The following is a 17,568-nucleotide window of genomic DNA, read 5'->3' as shown; positions in this document are numbered from 1 at the left end:
TCTGCTTTCTCTGGAGGGCGGGATCAGCGGCCGCCGAAGCCGCCCAGCGCGACGCCCTTGATGAGCTGGCGCTGGAGCACGGCGACGATGATCAGCGACGGGATGATCGCGAGCGTGGAGGCCGCCATCATCAGGCTCCACTGCGTGCCGTGCTCGCCGGTGAACATCGAGAGACCGAGGGGCACGGTCGCGAGGTCCTGGCTGTTGATGATGATCAGCGGCCACAGGTAGGAGTTGTAGTAGCCGACGAACGAGAAGACGCCGAGCACCGACAGCGGAGCCGCGAGCTGCGGGAGCAGCACCGACCACAGCGTGCGGAAGCGGGAGGCCCCGTCGATGATCGCGGCCTCTTCGAACTCGATCGGGATGGTGAGGAAGAACTGCCGCAGCAGGAAGGTCCCGAACGCGGTGAACGCGAACGGCACGATCAGGGCGACGTAGGTGTCGACCAGGCCCAGCTGGTTCATCATGATGAACAGCGGGACCACCAGCACCTCCTGCGGGAGCACGAGCGTGAACACGTACAGCAGGAAGATGCGGTCGCGGTACCTGAACCGCAGGCGTGAGAACGCGTACGCGCTCAGCACCGCGACGATCACCGACAGCAAGGCGCCGCACACCGCGACGAAGAACCCGTTGAAGATGAACCGGCCGAACGGCACGAGCGTCCACGCGTCGACGAAGTTGGACCACTTCACCTCCGACCCGATGAACGACGGCGTGGGCGAGAACACCTCGCTCTCCGGCTTGAGGGCCGAGAAGAACATCCAGATGAACGGAAAGGTGAAGAGCAGCGCGACGACGGCGAGCACCAGGGTGTTGAGCCAGGTCTTCGCGACGACGGCCTTCTGGGCGCGGCGCATGCGCGGCTTCGGGCGCATCCGCTCCGGGGTGCGGACGGACTCACTTGTCATAGTTGACCCACCTCTTCTGTCCCGCGAACTGGAGCGCGGTGATGAGCATGACGACGATGAAGAGCATCCACGCGAGCGCCGACGCGTAGCCGAGCCGGTCGAAGACGAAGCCGTTGCGGTACAGGTAGAGCACGAAGGTGTTCGTGGACTCGCCCGGACCACCCTGCGTCAGGATCTGCGGCTGCACGAACACCTGGAACGCGCCGATCATGGTCATCGTCATGGTGAAGAACAGCGACGGCGACAGCATCGGCAGAATGATCCCCTTGAGCCGCTGCCAGGCATTGGTGCCGTCCATCCGCGACGCCTCGAGGATCTCCTTCGGGATGCCGCCGAGACCGGCCGAGAGCACGATCACGTTGTAGCCGAACGACTGCCAGACCGACATCGCGATGACGGAGGCGAGGGCGAACCGGGAGTCGGAGAGCCAGCTGGGCCCGTCGATCCCGATGCCCGCCAGCGCGGAGTTGACGATGCCGTTGTCACTGAGGAGGAGTCGCCAGACGAGCGCGTTGGCGACCATCGGCGTGATGGCGGGGAGGAAGAAGATGACCCGCCAGAACCCCGCGAACTTGACCCGCGTGTTCAGCCACAGCGACACCGCGAGCGCGAGGACGAGGTTCAGGGCGGTGTAGACGAAAGCGAAGATCACCGTGTTGAAGAGGACGGTGTAGAACGTCGGGTCCGAGAAGAGCTTCTGGTAGTTCGCGATGCCGACGAAGGTCGGCGAGCCGAAGAGCGGCCACTCGAAGAGGCTGATCACCAGCGAGCCCACGAGCGGCACGACGATGAAGAAGACGAAGCCCGCGAGCCCCGGCCACAGGTACGCCAGCGCGGTGACGCCGTCTCCGCGGCGTTTCTTGCCGCCCTTGCGCGGCGGGGTGGGATGGGGCACGTGGAACGGACGGGTCGGGGGCGCGGCGGGCGCCGCCGTCTCCTTCGAGACGGCGGCGCCCGTGATCAGCGGAGAGGACATGCTGCCTACTGCCCCACCGAGTTCTGGATCGTGCTCAGCACGTCCTTTGCGGTCTTGTCACCCCGGTAGCCCTCGACGCCGTACTGGGTGAACAGGGTCTCCACCTGGTTCCAGGTGGGCGTGGTGAGCTGTGCGGTGGCGTTCTTCAGGAGCGCCTGCACGGCCGCATACGCCTCCGGCGACTTGCCCTCCGCCCAGGCGGACTGCGCGTCGGCGCGGGAGGGGACGATGCCGCGCTTCTCGGCCTGACCTTTGAGCACGCTCGTGTCGGTCATCGCGACGATCGCCTTGAACGCGGCGTCCGGGTTCTTGCAGTTCTTCGCGATGCCGAAGCCGGAGCCGGCCGTCATGCCGTGCGCGTCTCCCGACGTGCTCGGGACGATGGTGACGCCCATGTCGAACTTGGCCGCATCCGCGAAGGTGCCGTACATCCACGGGCCTTCGATGAGCATGTCGACGGCACCGGAGGTGAAGGCCGCCTGCGACGCGTCGGAAGCGTCGGCCGCTTCGGGGGCCTTGGCGATGCCGTCCTTGTTCACCAGGTCGAAGTACGACTGCACCTGGTCGACGAGCTTCGAGTTCGTCAGGTCGAGCTTCCCGCCCTTGACCGCCTCCGCGCCGTCGGCGATGGCCCAGGCGTTCGGGATGAAGAAGCCCGGCGCGATCGCGAGCGCCTTGTGGTCGCCCGTGGTCAGCTTCTTGGCGTCGGAGAGGAACTGCTCACGCGTGTAGGTCGTGCTGGGCAGGTCGAGGCCGGCGGCCGTGAAGGCGTCCTTGTTGTAGTAGAGGACGATCGGCTCGGCGTCGTAGGGGATGGCGCGGATGGTGCCGTCGACCGTCATGCCCTTGAGCATCGAGGAGTCGAATGCCGACGTGTCGAGCTTGTACTTCTTGATGAGGTCGTCGAGCGGCATGAGCAGCCCCGAGAGCTCCTGGGCGCGCGCGGCCTGCGTGGTGAGCAGGCACGGCGGGTTGGAGCCGCTGAGGCGCGTCTTGACCTTGGTCCAGTAGTCGTTGAAGCTCGGGCCCTCGATCGTGACATCGAGCGAGGGGTCGACCTTCTTGCCCAGGTCGATGAAGCCCTGCCACTGGTCGCGGTCGCTCTGGCTGCTGACCCAGGTGTACATGGCGATGGGGCCCTTGGCGTCTGCTCCGCCATTGCCGCCGGAGCATCCGGCCAGGGCGGCGAGCGCGCCGGCCATCAGGACGGCGGTTCCGAGACGGACCGCCTTGCGCGTGCTTCGTGGTGTCACTTGCTGTGCCTCCTTCATTGGATTCATCACTGTGATCGTGCGGGGGGTCACGCGAAGTCGATCGCGATGACGTCGATGGGGGCGCCGGATGCGTCCGGTGCCGGGATGTGAAGCTCGCCGAGCGGGTCCTGCCCGGGGGCGGGCTGCTCGTGCACCTCGAGGTTGACCTCGTACGGGAGGTGCTCGCCCGTCGCGAGCAGGCGGACCCCGCTCACCCGGCCGACCGGGATGCCGCGCACGACGACCTCCTCGATCGGGCGCAGCACGAGATGCAGGTAGAGCGTGCCGGGTCGCGCGGTCGAGGGGCCGTAGAAGTCGACGCCCTGCGTGGGCGACACGTCCACCACGCTCTCGGAGTGCACGTCCATCCACGCGCCGATCTCCTCGAGCGTCGCCACCTGCGATTCGTTGAGGCTCCCGTCGCCCTTCGGGCCGATGTTGAGGAGGAGGTTGCCGCCGCGGCTCGCGACCTCGATCAGCGTCGTGATCAGCGACGTCGTGCTCTTGCTCTTGGTGTCGCCCGGCCGCCATGCCCACATCTGGCCGATCGTGAGGCAGAGCTCCCACGGGCCCGACGGGGCGGTGACGGGGAACCCCTGCTCGGGCGTCGAGTAGTCGCCCTGGCCGAGCAGACGGTCGTTGATGACCACGTCGGGCTGGAGGGACTTGATCAGGGCGCGCAGTCCCGCACTGTCCCACTCCTCCTCCGACCGCTCCCATTCGCCGTCGAACCAGAGCAGATCGATCGTGCCGTAGTCCGTCAGGAGCTCGGTGAGCTGGCGGCGCAGGTACCGCTGGTAGCGCGCCCACTGCTCGGGTGTCGATCGGCGGTGGGTGTCGTCGGCGATCGGGCGGCCCGCGTTCGCGGGATCCCCGGCGGCCGGCCAGTGCTCCTCGGGGTAGGGCCGGTCGGCCATCGTGAAGGCCGGGTAGTCCGGGTGGTTCCAGTCCGGAAGGCTGTAGTAGATCCCGACGCGGATGCCCTCTGCGCGGATGGCCTCGACGAATTCCCGCGTCACATCGCGCCCGAACGGCGAGTGCTCGATGCCGAAGTCCGACTCCGCCGTGTGGAACATGGAGTATCCGGCGTGGTGACGGGCCGTGAAGACGACGTAGCGGGCGCCCGCCCGCTTGGCGAGACGTGCGAGCGCGACGGCATCCCATTCGACCGGGTTGAACGTGGGGGCGCTCGACTGGTACCCCTCGACCGAGACGGAGTCCTCGACTCCGTCGGAACCGGGGATGATGGAACGGCCCACCAGCGGCCAGGAGATCTCGATCCCCTGCTGACTCGCGTGGTCCCAGTGGACGAACAGGCCGAAGCCCGCGCCGATGAACCACTCCCCGCCGGGCAGCGTGAAGTCGGTCGGGCGCACGAAGGACGCGGGCGGTGCGGCGAGTGCGGTAGTCACAGCGTGGCTCTCCTTTGAGTCGTATGGCTATTGCCTATAGGATATGTGAAGACAGCAATCCTCACAATGCATTCAATGAAGAAGGAGCATCAGAGCGTGGCAATGTTCAAAGACGACCCCGTCCGCCCCGAGAACTACCGCCGCTTCGAACGGGACGTGCCGGAATGGTTCACGGACGCCAAGCTCGGTGTCTTCGTACACTGGGGCCCCTACTCCGTGCCCGCCTGGGCGGAACCGATCGGCGAGCTCGGCACCATCGAGAAGCAGTACTGGTTCACGCACAACCCGTACGCCGAGTGGTACTTCAACACCATCCGCATCGAGGACAGCCCCGCGGCCGAGCACCAGCGCGAGGTCTACGGCGGCGCGCCCTACGACGACTTCCTCGACCAGTGGAACCCCGACGAGTTCGACCCCGAGGAGTTCCTCGCCCTGGTCAAGAGCACCGGTGCCGGCTACTTCGTCCCCACCACCAAGCATCACGACGGCGTCACCCTGTGGGACGCGCCCGGCACCGACGGCCGCAACACGGTGGCCCGCGGACCCAAGCGCGACCTGATCGGCGCCTTCGAGAAGGCCACGCGCGACGCCGGACTGCGCTTCGGCGTCTACTACTCGGGCGGGCTCGACTGGCACTTCTCGCAGCTGCCTCCGATCACCGACGAGGGCCAGGAGTTCGGCCGCCCGGTCGACGCCGCCTACGCCGAGTACGCCTACGATCACGTCGTGGACCTCATCGACCGCTACTCCCCCGACGTGCTCTGGGGAGACATCGAGTGGCCCGACGCCGGCAAGCCCTCCGGCCCGTTCAGCATGGAGAACCTGTTCGAGAAGTTCTACGCCGCGAGCCCCGAGGGCGTCGCGAACGACCGCTGGGGGGAGACGCACTGGGACTTCCGCACCAGCGAGTACCAGAACGGGACCAGTGTGGAGGGCACCGGCGCATGGGAGAACTGCCGCGGCATCGGGTTCTCGTTCGGCCACAACACACAGGAGGACGAGCGTCACCTGCTCAGCGGCCCGGCCGCGGTCGCCACGTTCGTCGACATCGTCTCGCGCGGCGGCAACCTGCTGCTCAACGTGGGCCTCACCGCGCGCGGCACCGTGCCCGACCTCCAGCGCCGCACCCTCGAGCACCTCGCCGCCTGGAACGCGGCGAACGGCGACGCCGTCTTCGGCAGCCGTCCGCTCGATCCCGGCATCGCGGGCCCGTCGGACGAGCCGTGGGTGCGGTGGACGCGCACGGGCGGCATCGCGAACGCGTTCGTGGACGCGACCGGCGACGTGCGCCTGACCGGCGTCTCGGAAGCGGTGGATGCGGCGAGCGCCCGCCTCGCCGACGGCACCCCTCTGGCGGTGACCCGCGACGGAGACGCCCTCGTGGCGCGCCTCCCGGAACCCGCCGTCGCCGGCCCGGTCCTCGTCCGATTCGACCTGGCCGACTGAGATGGCGGTCGACGCCCACCTGCACCTCTGGGACCTCGAACGGGTCGAGTATCCCTGGCTGACCTCCGCGCTCGCGCCGATCGACCGGACGTTCACGTTCGCCGAGGTGGAGCCACTGCTGGCGCAGGCGGGCGTCGACCGCGTCGTTCTCGTCCAGGCAGGGAACTCCGTGGACGACTCCGCGGCGATGTTCGCGGTCGACTCCCCGCGGGTGGCCGGGGTGGTCGCCTGGGTCGACCTTCTCGTCCCCTCCGTCGCCGCGCGGCAGGTCGAGGAGTGGAGCGCGCATCCGACGTTCGTCGGCATCCGGCACCTGATCCACGACGAGCCCGACCCGGACTGGCTCGGCCGGCCGCCGGTGCGCCGCTCCCTGGCGCTGCTCGCCGAGCGCGGACTCTCCTTCGACGTGATCGGTGTGCTCCCCCGCCACCTGGAGCACGCTCTCGCGATCGCGGACGAGCTGCCCGAGCTGCAACTCGTGATCGACCACCTGGGCACCCCGCCGGTCGGAGCCGCCTCCCGCGAGCCGTGGGCCGGCCTCCTCTCGGCGCTCGCGGAGCGTCCCAACGTCGCCGTCAAGCTCTCCGGCCTCACCACTCTCGGCACGGCCGGGCAGGCGTCGGCCGCCGACCTGCGCCCGTTCGCGGACCACGCTCTGGCGGCCTTCGGTGCGGAGCGGGTGCTGTACGGCGGCGACTGGCCGGTCTCCACCCTCGCGGGGCCGTACGCCGCGACCTGGGAGACGGCCGCCGAGCTGATCGTCGGACTCAGCGCGACCGAGCGCGCGCAGATCCTGGGAGGGTCGGCGGAGCGCGTCTACCGTCTCGGCGGCCGCTGAGCCGCTCCGAGAGCCGACCTCTCCGGGATACTGGACGGGTGAACGATCGCCTGGTCCGCAACATCCCCGTCCAGACCGCGCTGGAGGCGTGGGCCGACCGCAAAGAGGCCCGCACCTTCTCGAACGTGCTCCGGCAGTGCGTCGCGGGTGAGCTGCTGCTCGACATCAGCGCCTCCGTCTTCGCCGACCCGTCCGCGGGGTTCCGGCCCGGCGACACCCTGGCGCTCGCCAAGCAGACGGACGCCGCAGGCAAAGACCTCCTCGTCGCCTTCACGAGCAATGAGCGCCTCGCGGCCTACCGCCGCGGCGCCGAGTTCCGGTCGCTCGCCCAGCCGGCCTGGTCGGTACTCGCCGAAGCGATGTCCCGCGCCGACGGCCTCGCCCTCGACCCGGGCGACGACGCCCTCCTCATCGCCTACGCCGACGAGCTGCGAGGCCAGGTGACCGACGAGCCGGGTCGCAACGCCGCCCTGAAGAACGCCCTCGTCGACCGCGATCTCCCCTGGCCCGCGTTCCTCCAGCTGGTCGCCGCCGCCCCGGTCGTCTACGTCGGCCTCGACGAGGGCCACGGCGCCATCCCCTCGGCCGTCGGCCAGGACGGCGACCTCTTGCACCCGGTCTTCACCTCCCCCGCCGAGGTCTTCGCCTGGTCCCCCGGCCTCACCGCCCGCGGCACCACCGTCGCCGCGGTCGCCCGCGTCGCCCGCGAAGACGGCTACGCCGGCCTCCTCCTCGACCCTGCCGGCCCGTCCGCGGTGCTGCGGCTCGACGAGGTGGACGCCGCGAGCTGACCACCCCCTAGGATCGTCGCATGACGGCGCTCTCGATCCTGGCGTTCGCCGGGCTCTGCCTGGTGCTCGCGCTCACGCCCGGCCCCGACACGTTCCTCGTGCTGCGGTACAGCATGGGTCGAGCGCGCGACGGATTCGCGGCCGCGGCCGGGTGCGCCGCCGGATCGCTCGTCTGGGCGGCGCTGGTGGCGGTCGGGCTCGCGACGCTGCTGGAGCAGTCCGCCGAGCTGTTCCGGGTCGTGAAGATCGTGGGCGGCCTCTACCTCATCTACCTCGGCGTGTCCGCGTTCCTGGCGACCCGCCGGAGCGCCCGCGCCGCCGCGGCCGGGCCGGTCGGCGACGCGGCCGCGGAGGATGTCGCGGGCGGTGCCGCTCCCGCGGTGCGCCGCCGCGGCTCCACCCCGAGCCTCCTCGCCGGTCTGCTCTCCACCCTCCTGAACCCCAAGGTCGGCTTGTTCTTCCTCGCCGTCGTGCCCCAGTTCGTCTCGGCCCACGCCGGCTTCGGCGAGACCATGCTGCTCGGTGCCGTCGACGCAACGATCGGCGGCCTCTACCTCGTCGCCATCACCCTGCTCGCCTCCCGGATGGTCGCCTGGCTCAAGCGCCCACGCGTGACCCGCGTTCTCGAGCGCATCTCCGCCGGCATCCTCGCGGTGCTCGGGATCGGCACGGTGGTCGCCGGCGCCGAGGGGTGAGGCGCCGAGGGAACGGTCAGCCTGCGCGTTCCTGCGGTCATCGTGCACGCGCTGAGTCGAGTCGACGATAGAGATCGTACGCGCGCTTCGCACGGGACCGCCCTGTCGGGCTCTCGGCCCCGTCCCGCATGGCCGAGGTACTCGACAGCGCTTCCGCGGATGCGGACCGCGGTCATGAGCGCGCGAGCGGTCGGGGCGAGACCAGGATCTTCACGTGGTTCTCGTTGTGGTGGATGAGCTGCTCGAACCCGCCGTCGACGAGGTCGTCGAGGCCGATTCGGCCGGTGATGAAAGGCGCCAGGTCGATCTTGCCGGCCCGTACGAGCTCGATCACCCGGGCGTGGTCGTGCGCGTAGGCGATGGTGCCGCGCAGGTCGATCTCCTTGAGGACAAGCTTCTGCATGTCGACGGTCGCGGGGTGTCCCCAGATGGAGACGTTGACCACCACGCCGGTCGGGCGTACGCCATCCAGAAGGGTGTCGAGTACGGCGTTCACGCTTGAGCACTCGAACGCCACGTCCGCCCCGACGCCGCCCGTGAGGTCGCGGACCCGGTCGGCGACACTGCCGTCGGACGGATCGAGGACGTGGTCGGCCACTCCCGTCTCGGCCGCTTTCGCCTTCCGTGCCGCGGAGAGCTCGGAGATGACGACCGTGAGTCCGTACGCCTTGCAGATCGCGGCCGTGAGCAGCCCGATCGGTCCGGCGCCGCCCACGAGCGCGACCTGTCCTGCTTTCGCGCCGGACCGCATGAACGCGTGATGTCCGACGGAGAGCGGCTCGATGAGCGCCGCCTCGTCCAGAGGCAGGTCGGGTCCGATCGGATGCACCCACCTCCGCTCGACGACGATGTGCTCGGAGAGGCCCCCGCCTCGTCCGGCGAGGCCGATGAAGTTCATGTCGGGCGTCAACTGGTACTCCGCGTCCCCGGTCACGGGCACGTCGTCATGGATGATGTAGGGCTCCACCACGACGTGGTCTCCGATCGCCAGGTCGGAGACCCCTTCTCCCAGAGCGGTGACCACGCCGGAGAATTCGTGACCGAGCGTGATGGGCGCGGCCTCTCCGGAGATCGGATGCGGATGCCCCGCCGGCGGGATGAAGATGGGCCCTTCCAGGTATTCGTGCAGGTCCGTCCCGCAGATCCCGCACCAGGCCACGTCGATTCCGACGGTGCCCGGCTCCAGCTTCTGCTCGGGAACGTCCTCGATCCGGATGTCCTTCTGGCCGTGCCAACGCGCTGCGCGCATGTTCGTTCTCCTGTGTCTACTCGTGTCGGTGTGGTGCTAGGCGAAGAAGCCGAGCGGCTTCTGAGCGTGGTCGGCCAGGACGTTCTTGACCTGCTGGTAGTTGTGGAGCATCTGCTGGTCGGTCTCGCGGCCGTGGCCCGACTCCTTGTAACCGCCGAACGCGGCCCCGGCCGGGTAGAGGTGGTGGGTCGGCACGGCTGCCGCCGGCGAGTACCTCGCAGCCTTCCTGCGGGTCGTTCGATGCCATAGGACGAGTGTCGGCGATCCCGGGCCCGCCATCCCGGGACGAAGGTCCCGTCGAGTCGACGACAACGAGAACCGGATCCGGTGGCCTCCCGCACGCCTGCGACAATGAACGCATGCCCATCCTGAACAAGGACATGCAGGTCTGCATCTCGCTGGCCGCCCGTCCGAGCAACATCGGCACCCGGTTCCACAACTACCTCTACGACGAGCTGGGCCTCAACTTCATCTACAAGGCGTTCACGACGAGCGACCTGGAGGGCGCGGTGCGCGGGATCCGTGCGCTCGGCTTCCGCGGCGGCTCGGTGTCGATGCCGTTCAAGGAGGCGATCATCCCGCTGGTCGACAACCTGGAGCCGTCGGCGGTCGCCATCGAGTCGGTGAACACCGTCGTCAACGAGGACGGCCTCCTGACCGCCTCCAACACCGACTACGAAGCGGTCGCCCAGTTGCTCACCGAGCACGCGGTCGACCCGGCGCAGCGGGTGCTGCTGCGCGGATCGGGCGGCATGGCCAAGGCGGTCGTCGCGGCGTTCCGCGGCGCAGGCTTCGACGACCTGACCGTCCTCGCCCGCAATGCGGAGGCGGGAACGGCGCTGGCCGAGCGCTACGACTACTCCTGGACCGCCGACGAGCCGGCCGCCGACTTCGATGTGATCGTCAACGTCACCCCGCTCGGGATGCGCGGCGACCACGAGACGGCGCTGGCCTTCGGCGAGGAGCACATCGAGCGCGCCTCGACGGTGTTCGACGTCGTGGCGTTCCCCTCCGAGACACCGCTCGTGCGGGCGGGACGCGCGGCCGGCAAGACCCTCATCACGGGTGCGGAAGTCATCGCCCTGCAGGCCGCGCGCCAGTTCGAGCGCTACACCGGCGTGCGGCTCACGGCCGACCAGGTCGCGCGCGCCTCGGAGTTCTCGCGCGCCGAGTGACGGCGACGGTCGCCAAGACCGCCCCCAGACCGAGCAGGGTCCCCGCCACGATCAGCGCCGGTGCGACGTCGGCACCCGTGCTCGCCAGACGGCTCGTGGCCTCGACCGCGGTCTGATCGCCGCCCGCGGCCACGGACGTGTCGCCGGCCGCGCCGTCACCCGCACCCTTCCCCTCCGACGGGGTCGACGGCCCACCCGGCTGGCCCGGTCCACCGGGCTCGGCCGGCGCGAAGGCGATGCGCGCCGTCTCGTTCATCGCCCGGTCCAGAGCGGCCACGCTGATGACCCCTCCCGCACGTGCGGCGGGCGCCGCGGCGGATGCGGTGGACACCGAGTACTCACCGGATCCGTCGGCGTAGCGCACCGACTGCAGCCGGTCGTCGACGTAGACCGCGAAGGCCCTCGTGGCACCTGGTGAGCCGTCGGTCCAGGTGATCCCATTCGCGTCACCGGCCGTGACGACCGGAGCCTGGAGTCCCGGCGCCCGCTTCGACGGGTCGGCCGGCGGCAGCACGCGGTCGGTGAGGAGGTCGCCGAAGATGCGGTCGAGCGAGCCGTTCTTGGCCTCCATCGCCGTCAGAGCGGCACCGGTCAGCCCCGTGGTCGACCCCGGCACGATGTCGTTGTAGCCGTAGAAGACCTCGCCGGAGAGGCTCGGGAGGGTCTGGTCGTAGAGCAGCTGGTTCGGCACCTCGTCGGGGTTGGCCCACGCGGCCTCCGTCGCCGAGCTCTGCAGGTGCTTGTAGTCCGCGTGCCCGATGTAGAGACGCACGTCCGTTCCGTTCACCGTGTCGTTCCACCAGCGCGCGATCTCGCCGTACGGGGCCGCCGTCTGATCGAAGCTCCAGTAGACCTGCGGGACGATGTAGTCCACGAACTCGTCCTTCACCCACGCGCGCGTGTCGGCGAAGACGGAGCGGGAGTAGGTCGAGGACGACGACGCGGGAGTGTTCGAGCCGCGCGGGTCGACGGAGGCGTGCTCCCAGATCCCGAACGGACTCACCCCGAACTGCACGGCCGTCCCGTGTTCGGCGTTCACCCGGTCGAGCACGTCGTGCACGCCGGATACGAGCGCGGTGACGTTGTCGCGCCGCCACTGGGCGATTCCGTCGGCGGTGTCCGCGTACCCTGCCGGGAGCCCGTACTCCTCGAACGTTGCACGGTCCTCCCCGGCGTCGCCGAAGTAGACGGTCGTGCGATACGGGTAGAAGTAGTCGTCGAAGTGGATGCCGTCGATGTCGTAGTTCGTGGCCAGCTCGGCCACGGTGTCGATCACGTGCTGGCGCACCGCCGGCTCACCCGGATTCAGGAAGAGCGTCCCGTTGAACATCAGCACCTGCTCCGGATGCTCGACCGCGTAGTTGCCGGCCGAGAGCAGGCCGGCCGCGGCGAGCGCCCGGACCGCGTCCGGCGCGCTCAGAGCACGGGCCTCGTCCGCGCTCAGGCCGAGTGCGGCCAGGACGGCCGCGGAGGTGATCGACGTCGTCGTGACCCGGTAGGGGTTGAGCCAGGCGTGGTACTCCATCCCGCGCGCGTGCGTCTGCTCCACCATCCACGCGAGCGGGTCGTAGCCGGGATCGACACCCTGCGTGCCACTGAGGAACTGCGACCACGGGTTGAGCGGGGACGGGTACCAGGCGTCCTGTGCCGGGCGCACCTGGAAGATCATCGCGTTGAGCCTCGCCTCGGAGAACCGGTCGAGGATGCGCGTGTACTGCGCGCGGAAGTCGGCCTCGCTGGTGGGTCTCGCGATGTTGAGGTTGCTGACGGTCGCGACCCAGGACGAGCGGAACTGACGTTCGGGCTGCGCGTACTCGGTCGGGATCCGGACCTGCTGGTCCGACCCCGGGTAGAGCATCACGGGCTGCGCCGGGTCGTAGCCGTACCCGTCCGCCGTCCTCACCCACTTCGTCAGCGGCGTCGTGTCCACGGCCGCGCCCGCCGACGCTCCCCCGATCGCACCGGCGCTCGCCAGCGCGACGGCGAGCGCGACGGCACTCCAACGTGAAACAGACTTCCTTGTTCTGGTCATTCGATGAAACTAACATTCACACGAGAAGAGGACAACACCGATGCGACCCCGGCTCGCGCCTAGACTGGCCCCGTGTCCGATGACCTGCTCGCCCTGGAGAACCAGGTCTGCTTCGGCCTCGCCGTGGCGGCCCGCAGCGTGATCGCGCTGTATCGCCCGGTGCTCGAGCCGCTCTCGCTTACACACCCCCAGTACCTCGTGATGCTGGCCCTCTGGGAGCGGGAGCCGCGATCGGTGAAGGACCTCGGCGAGGCGCTGCAGCTGGAGCCCGCGACGCTCTCCCCTCTGCTGAAGCGGCTGGAGGCGACCGGGTACATCGAACGCAAGCGCAGCACCGCCGACGAGCGGGCCCTCGACGTGCGCCTGACCCCGGCGGGCAGGGCGCTGCGGGCCGAAGCGGAGAAGATCCCGCACCGCATCGTCGAGCGTCTCGGCCTGCCAGTGAGCGAGCTCGAGAGCCTGCGCGGCAGCCTGCACGGGATCATCGCCGCGGCCACACGCGCACCCTAGCGCCGGCGCGCGCGACGATTCAGGCGGCCCCCTGCGCCTCCGGGCACACGAGACGCGTCGCGTCGCGCTGACCGCCCGGGCGCAGCACCGTGTGCTCCGTCATCGGCCGCCCGCACATCGGGCAGGGCGCGGCGGGCGAGCGGCGGTCGGGACCCTCGGGATGGCCGGCGCCGAGCTGCGCGGGGCCGGCGACGCGGATGAGCTTCTCGTTCCACCGCGCGTACCAGCGCGCAAAGCCTCCGGACATGTCTCCTCGATTCATTAGGGCACTAACTAATAGTGTAGCGCGCTTGACCCTGCCCCCGGGGTCGGGGTTTACGCTGTGGGCGGAGGCTCCCATGCAGATCAGCGAGCTCGCCGGGCGAGCAGGCGTGACGGTGAAAGCCGTGCGGTACTACGAGCAGCTGGGCCTGGTCGCGCCCGACCGCCTCCCGAACGGCTACCGCGACTACGACGACGAGCAGCTGCGCGCGGTGCTCGAGATCCGCGACCTCGCCGAGACGGGCATCCCACCGGGCAAGGCGGCTCCGTTCATCGACTGCCTCGGCTCGGGACACGCCCGCAGCGACGAGTGCCCGGCCTCCGTCGCCGCCTACCGCGAGGGCATCGCGGAGCTGGACGCCGCGATCGCCGAGCTGGAGCGCCGACGCGCCCAGCTCGCGCACCGCCTCGCCGAACGCGACGAGAGCATCCCGTCACCCGCGCTCGGCTGCGGGTGCGACGTCAACCCCACGTGATCGACTGGAACTCGGCCCCCGCCGGCCCGATCGACAGGATGGAGCCCTGCACGTCGATGTCGCCCGGAGTCGTCGAGTAGATCTCGCCCGTCTCCCCGCTCGCGGCGACACGGTAGTCGGCGTGGAAGTCGGCGGACCCCTTCGTCGATGTGGTCACCGGCCAGCAGCCCGCGGTCAGGATGGTGCCCTGTGCGCAGTCGAAGTCCCACGCGGAGAAGGTGACGGCGGGCGCGGCGGTCATCTCCCAGCGGACATTGGTCCAGGTCTCGCCATCGGGCTGACCGGAGTCGAGCCCGAACGAACATCCCTTCGGCTGCGGCCCTCCCGCCAGGCAGGCGTTCACCCAGGCGTTCGTGGCGGCCGTCGCCGCGTCGACCCCCGCCGGCGTCAGGGTGCTGGAGGCGCGCAGGTTCACGCCCTGCCCGAAACCGGTCACGGTCGCGTCGGCCCCGGCGATCGAGTACCAGGCGCCGGCGGCCGGAGCAGCGAGCGCGTATCGCCCGGGGAAGGCGAGGAGCTGGCGCACCTTGCCGTCCCAGTGCAGCTTCGCGCCGGCGATGGTCACGTCGACGGCGTCGTGCGTCCCGACGGCCACGGTGACCGTCGAGAGCGCCACGGGCTGGAGCTTCCACGCGTGCACGCCGAGCCAGCCGACCGGGCCGTCGTCGCCGTGCGTCAGCGTGAAGGACACCGCCTCCTTCGCACCGCCGGCCACGGTCTGCGCATCCACGCGTACGCGGTCGGAGGCGACCGGGCGGACGCGTTCGATGCGGAACGACGACAGTTGCTGAGACACCTTCGCGTAGGCCGCGTCGGTCAGCAGCACCTGGGCGGGGTCGGCCTTCCTGCCCTCCAGCTTCATCGCCGCCTCGATCTGCCCGTGCTGCACGTGGGACAGGTAGCGCGAGACCAGAGCCTCCGGACGCGCGGCGTCGCGTGCCGTGAAGTACAGCACGAGCGTCGTCGCCCCCAGGCCGAGGACGAGCACCGTCCCGATCGCGATGACGGCGATCCACAGCGGCTTGCGTGACCTCATCGACGTCCCCCTCGCACCGGAGTCTCCTGCATCGGCGCGTGGCTGCCTCGGAGCTGAAGGAATCATACCGAGGGATGACCTGGTCCCGACCCCGGGAGGATGTCACGGCGCCCGCGCCCGGCTTGACTTGTCTCATCGGTCGGGCCGAGGGGGTCCGTCCGACTCAGGGGGACGCAGGGAGAGAATGATGACGACGCTGGACCACCGCATCACGGCGACCGCACCTGTCACACAGGTCGGAGCGCCGGTCCGCCGGGCACGAGGGGTGCTCACGGCGATCGCGGAGAACGCCTACCTCCGGCTGTTCGCGGTCCTCGTCGTCGTCGCGGCCGGCGCCGCGCTGCTCACCGTCGGGATCTGGCTCGCGATCGATCTGGTCGTGCCGCTGATCTTCGGCAACGAGCTCAACGCGCTGGCCGCGCTCTTCCCGGGCATCAGCGGCTAGGGGTAGTCGCAGGCGGCCCGGCGTCCTAGGGTCGGCGCATGGGCCGCCTCCTCTTCTCCGCGATCGCGTCGCTCGACGGCTACACCGCCGACTCCGAAGGGACGTTCGGCTGGGCGGCGCCCGACGAAGAAGTCCACGCGTTCATCAACGACCGCGAGCGCGAGACCGGGACCGCCCTCTACGGTCGGCGCATGTACGAGACGATGCGCGTCTGGCAGGAACTGCCCGGCCCGGACGATCCCCCCGTCATCGCCGACTACGCCCGGATCTGGCGTGACACCGACAAGGTCGTCTTCTCCTCCACTCTCGACGCGGTCACCACCCCGCGCACCCGGCTGGAGCCCGTCTTCGATCCGGTCGCCGTGCGCAGCCTGGTCGACGATTCCAGCGCCGACGTCTCGATCGGCGGCCCGACGCTCGCGGCGGCCGCCCTCCGCGCCGGACTCGTCGACGAGGTCTCGCTGTTCGTGGTGCCGGTCAGCGTCGGCGGTGGAACCCCGGCACTCCCCCGCGCGACGTTCCTGCGGCTCGATCTGGTGGAGGAGCGCACCTTCACCTCCTCCGTCGTGCTGCTGCGCTACCGGGTCAGCGGATCCGCACGGTGACGCTCGGCCGGTCGAGCGCGCGTTCGAGCTCGTCCAGCGTCACGCCGTGCTCGCCGAGGATGGCCACCGGGTAGAAGAAGGGGTCGAGCCCTGTCGGCCCTCCCGCATCCAGCGCGCCGTCGCGCTCGAAGGGCAGCGGATCGCCCGCGGTGCGCGCGACGAGGTCGCCGTCGTCCCCGAGCTCCAGCGAGACCGTCCTCACCGGGATGCCGCCCTCCAGGAACGACCAGCTCATCACGGGCAGGCGCACATCGATCATGGCGCGGTAGACGTCGCGTCGCTCGCTGAGCTCGGCGGCCACGGCACCGACGGTCTCGGTCGCGCCCTGGAGCAGCATCCACCCGTTCATCGGGGAGGTGAGCACCAGCACACGACCACCCTCGCCGAGGTGGGGGTTCTCGCTCCAGGAGAACTGGTCGTCGAGGACCTCTGCGGCGAGCTCGGCCACGACCGTTCTCGCGGGGACCGCCGGAAGGAGCACCCAGCTGCTCTGCCCGAGCAGATCGAACAGAGCCTCGTTCGACCCCGGGATGCCGTCGACCACCCTCAGAGTCTACGGGCGGTCCCTCGTGTGAACACTGTGTGAACGATCGTTTCATCAGCCAGATTTTCATGAACGGAACGTTCATCGCGACCTATGCTGCTGAACGTGATCGACCGAAGTTCTTCCCACAGGCCCGTGCTCGTCCTCGACTTCGACGGGACGGTGTGCGTCGGCGACGCGCCCGTGTGGGCGTACGCGGAGGCCGTGATCGCCGGCATCCTCGATCGCGACGACTCCGCGGGCGGGCGGCTCGACTCCGACCTCCGCGCCCGGCTCGGAGCGTTCCTCGACGGCGAACCGGGATCCCCCGCGTACGCCGACGGCTATGCCGCCGTGGCCCAGCTCGCCGCGGGCCACGCGGACGAGGAGCTGCTCCAGCGCGCCTACCAGCGCAGCCGCCGCGAGCTCGCCGACGGCCGGCTCGACGTCACTGCGCCCGACGGTCTCGCCACGTTCCTGGACGGGCTCGCCGGCTCGGTGGATCGGGTCCTCGTGACGAACGCCCCCCTCGGTGGCGTCGTCGAGACCCTGGCGGGGCTCGGCCTCGCCGACTCGATCGACCGGGTGCGCGCCGAGGCGCGCAAGCCGGCGGGCTGGACGACCCTGCTGCCCGCCCTGCTGGACGGACGCGACCCGCGCTCGCTGCTCTCGGTCGGCGACATCTGGGGCAACGACCTCGCCGCCCCGGCTGCTGCGGGATGTGCGACCGCGCTCATCGACCGGTTCGGCCACCGTGCCGGGCCGGCGAACCTCGTGGCGGCGTCGTTCCCGGAGCTCTACCCGGGCATCGCGGCCTGGGCCGCCGACCCCGTCGCATTCGCCGACGCTCACCCCGTCGGGAGCACGATCTCGTCCACTCCCGCCTCCGCCTGACGACTTCTCCACCGATCCACCGCATCCGCATCGCACG

General features: G+C 70.0%; 20 protein-coding genes. 10 read left to right on the top strand and 10 right to left on the bottom strand.

Features of this window, described 5'->3' with window-relative positions:
* Positions 1–23: 23 nt before the first annotated feature.
* The 4 genes from IT072_RS00290 to IT072_RS00275 are packed head-to-tail and all read right to left on the bottom strand — an operon-like array spanning position 24 to position 4,555.
* Positions 24–914: a carbohydrate ABC transporter permease gene (locus tag IT072_RS00290; protein WP_223358812.1), complete on the bottom strand. Its 891-nt coding sequence runs from the start codon at positions 912–914 to the stop codon at positions 24–26.
* Positions 904–1,890: a carbohydrate ABC transporter permease gene (locus tag IT072_RS00285; RefSeq protein ID WP_223358811.1), complete on the bottom strand. Its 987-nt coding sequence runs from the start codon at positions 1,888–1,890 to the stop codon at positions 904–906. Before IT072_RS00285 ends, IT072_RS00290 begins: the two co-directional genes overlap by 11 nt.
* Positions 1,891–1,895: 5 nt before the next feature.
* The gene (locus IT072_RS00280; protein ID WP_223358810.1) at positions 1,896–3,143 is read right to left on the bottom strand and encodes an ABC transporter substrate-binding protein; all 1,248 of its coding nucleotides are present in this window, start codon (positions 3,141–3,143) and stop codon (positions 1,896–1,898) included.
* Positions 3,144–3,190: 47 nt separating this feature from the next.
* A complete protein-coding gene (locus IT072_RS00275; RefSeq protein ID WP_223358809.1) occupies positions 3,191–4,555 on the bottom strand; it encodes an alpha-L-fucosidase in 1,365 nt (454 codons plus the stop codon).
* Between the two features lie 102 nt (positions 4,556–4,657).
* On the opposite strand from IT072_RS00275, the gene IT072_RS00270 reads away from it, so the two are divergent.
* From IT072_RS00270 to IT072_RS00255, 4 genes are read left to right on the top strand one after another with little or no spacing between them, the layout of a single operon-like run.
* The gene (locus IT072_RS00270; RefSeq protein ID WP_223361031.1) at positions 4,658–6,001 is read left to right on the top strand and encodes an alpha-L-fucosidase; all 1,344 of its coding nucleotides are present in this window, start codon (positions 4,658–4,660) and stop codon (positions 5,999–6,001) included.
* 1 nt (position 6,002) lies between these two features.
* Positions 6,003–6,839, top strand: coding sequence for an amidohydrolase family protein (locus tag IT072_RS00265; RefSeq protein WP_223358808.1), 837 nt, complete (start codon positions 6,003–6,005; stop codon positions 6,837–6,839).
* A 38-nt stretch (positions 6,840–6,877) separates the two neighbouring features.
* Positions 6,878–7,630: an SseB family protein gene (locus IT072_RS00260; RefSeq protein ID WP_223358807.1), complete on the top strand. Its 753-nt coding sequence runs from the start codon at positions 6,878–6,880 to the stop codon at positions 7,628–7,630.
* A gap of 20 nt (positions 7,631–7,650) precedes the next feature.
* Complete coding sequence (locus IT072_RS00255) at positions 7,651–8,325, top strand: LysE family translocator (protein WP_223358806.1); 675 nt, start codon at positions 7,651–7,653, stop codon at positions 8,323–8,325.
* 172 nt (positions 8,326–8,497) lie between these two features.
* Here IT072_RS00255 and IT072_RS00250 read toward each other — a convergent pair whose 3' ends face one another.
* Together IT072_RS00250 and IT072_RS00245 are read right to left on the bottom strand one after the other, a co-directional pair.
* Positions 8,498–9,574, bottom strand: coding sequence for a 2,3-butanediol dehydrogenase (locus tag IT072_RS00250; RefSeq protein WP_223358805.1), 1,077 nt, complete (start codon positions 9,572–9,574; stop codon positions 8,498–8,500).
* Between the two features lie 36 nt (positions 9,575–9,610).
* Entirely contained in the window at positions 9,611–9,769 is a 159-nt protein-coding gene (locus tag IT072_RS00245) for an aldehyde dehydrogenase family protein (RefSeq protein ID WP_223358804.1), read from the bottom strand.
* 164 nt (positions 9,770–9,933) lie between these two features.
* Here IT072_RS00245 and IT072_RS00240 point away from each other — a divergent pair, with 164 nt between their 5' ends.
* Positions 9,934–10,749 carry a shikimate 5-dehydrogenase gene (locus IT072_RS00240; RefSeq protein ID WP_223358803.1) on the top strand — a complete coding sequence of 272 codons (816 nt, stop codon included), beginning with the start codon at positions 9,934–9,936 and terminating at the stop codon, positions 10,747–10,749.
* On the opposite strand, the gene IT072_RS00235 is transcribed toward IT072_RS00240, so the two are convergent.
* Positions 10,700–12,781 carry a glycoside hydrolase family 10 protein gene (locus tag IT072_RS00235; protein ID WP_223358802.1) on the bottom strand — a complete coding sequence of 694 codons (2,082 nt, stop codon included), beginning with the start codon at positions 12,779–12,781 and terminating at the stop codon, positions 10,700–10,702. The two genes, IT072_RS00240 and IT072_RS00235, sit on opposite strands and share 50 nt — an antisense overlap.
* A 72-nt stretch (positions 12,782–12,853) precedes the next feature.
* On the opposite strand from IT072_RS00235, the gene IT072_RS00230 reads away from it, so the two are divergent.
* Positions 12,854–13,291 carry a MarR family winged helix-turn-helix transcriptional regulator gene (locus tag IT072_RS00230; RefSeq protein WP_223358801.1) on the top strand — a complete coding sequence of 146 codons (438 nt, stop codon included), beginning with the start codon at positions 12,854–12,856 and terminating at the stop codon, positions 13,289–13,291.
* Positions 13,292–13,310: 19 nt separating this feature from the next.
* Here IT072_RS00230 and IT072_RS00225 read toward each other — a convergent pair whose 3' ends face one another.
* Positions 13,311–13,538, bottom strand: a complete 228-nt coding sequence (locus IT072_RS00225) for a hypothetical protein (RefSeq protein WP_223358800.1) — start codon at positions 13,536–13,538, stop codon at positions 13,311–13,313.
* Between the two features lie 43 nt (positions 13,539–13,581).
* On the opposite strand from IT072_RS00225, the gene IT072_RS00220 reads away from it, so the two are divergent.
* Positions 13,582–14,028, top strand: a complete 447-nt coding sequence (locus tag IT072_RS00220; RefSeq protein ID WP_223358799.1) for a MerR family DNA-binding transcriptional regulator — start codon at positions 13,582–13,584, stop codon at positions 14,026–14,028.
* Here IT072_RS00220 and IT072_RS00215 read toward each other — a convergent pair.
* Positions 14,015–15,064: a hypothetical protein gene (locus IT072_RS00215; protein WP_223358798.1), complete on the bottom strand. Its 1,050-nt coding sequence runs from the start codon at positions 15,062–15,064 to the stop codon at positions 14,015–14,017. The genes IT072_RS00220 and IT072_RS00215 overlap by 14 nt on opposite strands.
* A gap of 184 nt (positions 15,065–15,248) precedes the next feature.
* On the opposite strand from IT072_RS00215, the gene IT072_RS00210 reads away from it, so the two are divergent.
* Complete coding sequence (locus tag IT072_RS00210; protein ID WP_223358797.1) at positions 15,249–15,509, top strand: hypothetical protein; 261 nt, start codon at positions 15,249–15,251, stop codon at positions 15,507–15,509.
* A 38-nt stretch (positions 15,510–15,547) separates the two neighbouring features.
* Positions 15,548–16,114 (top strand): dihydrofolate reductase family protein, encoded by a 567-nt coding sequence (locus IT072_RS00205; RefSeq protein WP_223358796.1) that lies wholly within the window; start codon positions 15,548–15,550, stop codon positions 16,112–16,114.
* Here IT072_RS00205 and IT072_RS00200 read toward each other — a convergent pair.
* Complete coding sequence (locus tag IT072_RS00200; protein ID WP_223358795.1) at positions 16,095–16,658, bottom strand: hypothetical protein; 564 nt, start codon at positions 16,656–16,658, stop codon at positions 16,095–16,097. The two genes, IT072_RS00205 and IT072_RS00200, sit on opposite strands and share 20 nt — an antisense overlap.
* A gap of 105 nt (positions 16,659–16,763) precedes the next feature.
* On the opposite strand from IT072_RS00200, the gene IT072_RS00195 reads away from it, so the two are divergent.
* Complete coding sequence (locus tag IT072_RS00195; protein ID WP_223358794.1) at positions 16,764–17,531, top strand: hydrolase; 768 nt, start codon at positions 16,764–16,766, stop codon at positions 17,529–17,531.
* Positions 17,532–17,568: the final 37 nt, after the last annotated feature.

Origin of the sequence: Leifsonia sp. ZF2019 (assembly GCF_019924635.1) — a bacterium.
Classification (GTDB): Bacteria; Actinomycetota; Actinomycetes; order Actinomycetales; family Microbacteriaceae; genus Leifsonia.
Note: the sequence above shows the minus strand (reverse complement) of the source record. Positions and strands in the feature narration are given on the sequence as shown.

Bases quoted from the DNA above. Each gene is read 5' to 3' on its own strand.
- IT072_RS00290 (WP_223358812.1), bottom strand. From the start codon at position 914: ATGACAAGTGAGTCCGTCCGCACCCCGGAGCGGATGCGCCCGAAGCCG.
- IT072_RS00285 (WP_223358811.1), bottom strand. From the start codon at position 1,890: ATGTCCTCTCCGCTGATCACGGGCGCCGCCGTCTCGAAGGAGACGGCG.
- IT072_RS00270 (WP_223361031.1), top strand. From the start codon at position 4,658: ATGTTCAAAGACGACCCCGTCCGCCCCGAGAACTACCGCCGCTTCGAA.
- IT072_RS00265 (WP_223358808.1), top strand. From the start codon at position 6,003: ATGGCGGTCGACGCCCACCTGCACCTCTGGGACCTCGAACGGGTCGAG.
- IT072_RS00255 (WP_223358806.1), top strand. From the start codon at position 7,651: ATGACGGCGCTCTCGATCCTGGCGTTCGCCGGGCTCTGCCTGGTGCTC.
- IT072_RS00250 (WP_223358805.1), bottom strand. From the start codon at position 9,574: ATGCGCGCAGCGCGTTGGCACGGCCAGAAGGACATCCGGATCGAGGAC.
- IT072_RS00240 (WP_223358803.1), top strand. From the start codon at position 9,934: ATGCCCATCCTGAACAAGGACATGCAGGTCTGCATCTCGCTGGCCGCC.
- IT072_RS00235 (WP_223358802.1), bottom strand. From the start codon at position 12,781: ATGACCAGAACAAGGAAGTCTGTTTCACGTTGGAGTGCCGTCGCGCTC.
- IT072_RS00225 (WP_223358800.1), bottom strand. From the start codon at position 13,538: ATGTCCGGAGGCTTTGCGCGCTGGTACGCGCGGTGGAACGAGAAGCTC.
- IT072_RS00215 (WP_223358798.1), bottom strand. From the start codon at position 15,064: ATGAGGTCACGCAAGCCGCTGTGGATCGCCGTCATCGCGATCGGGACG.
- IT072_RS00210 (WP_223358797.1), top strand. From the start codon at position 15,249: ATGATGACGACGCTGGACCACCGCATCACGGCGACCGCACCTGTCACA.
- IT072_RS00205 (WP_223358796.1), top strand. From the start codon at position 15,548: ATGGGCCGCCTCCTCTTCTCCGCGATCGCGTCGCTCGACGGCTACACC.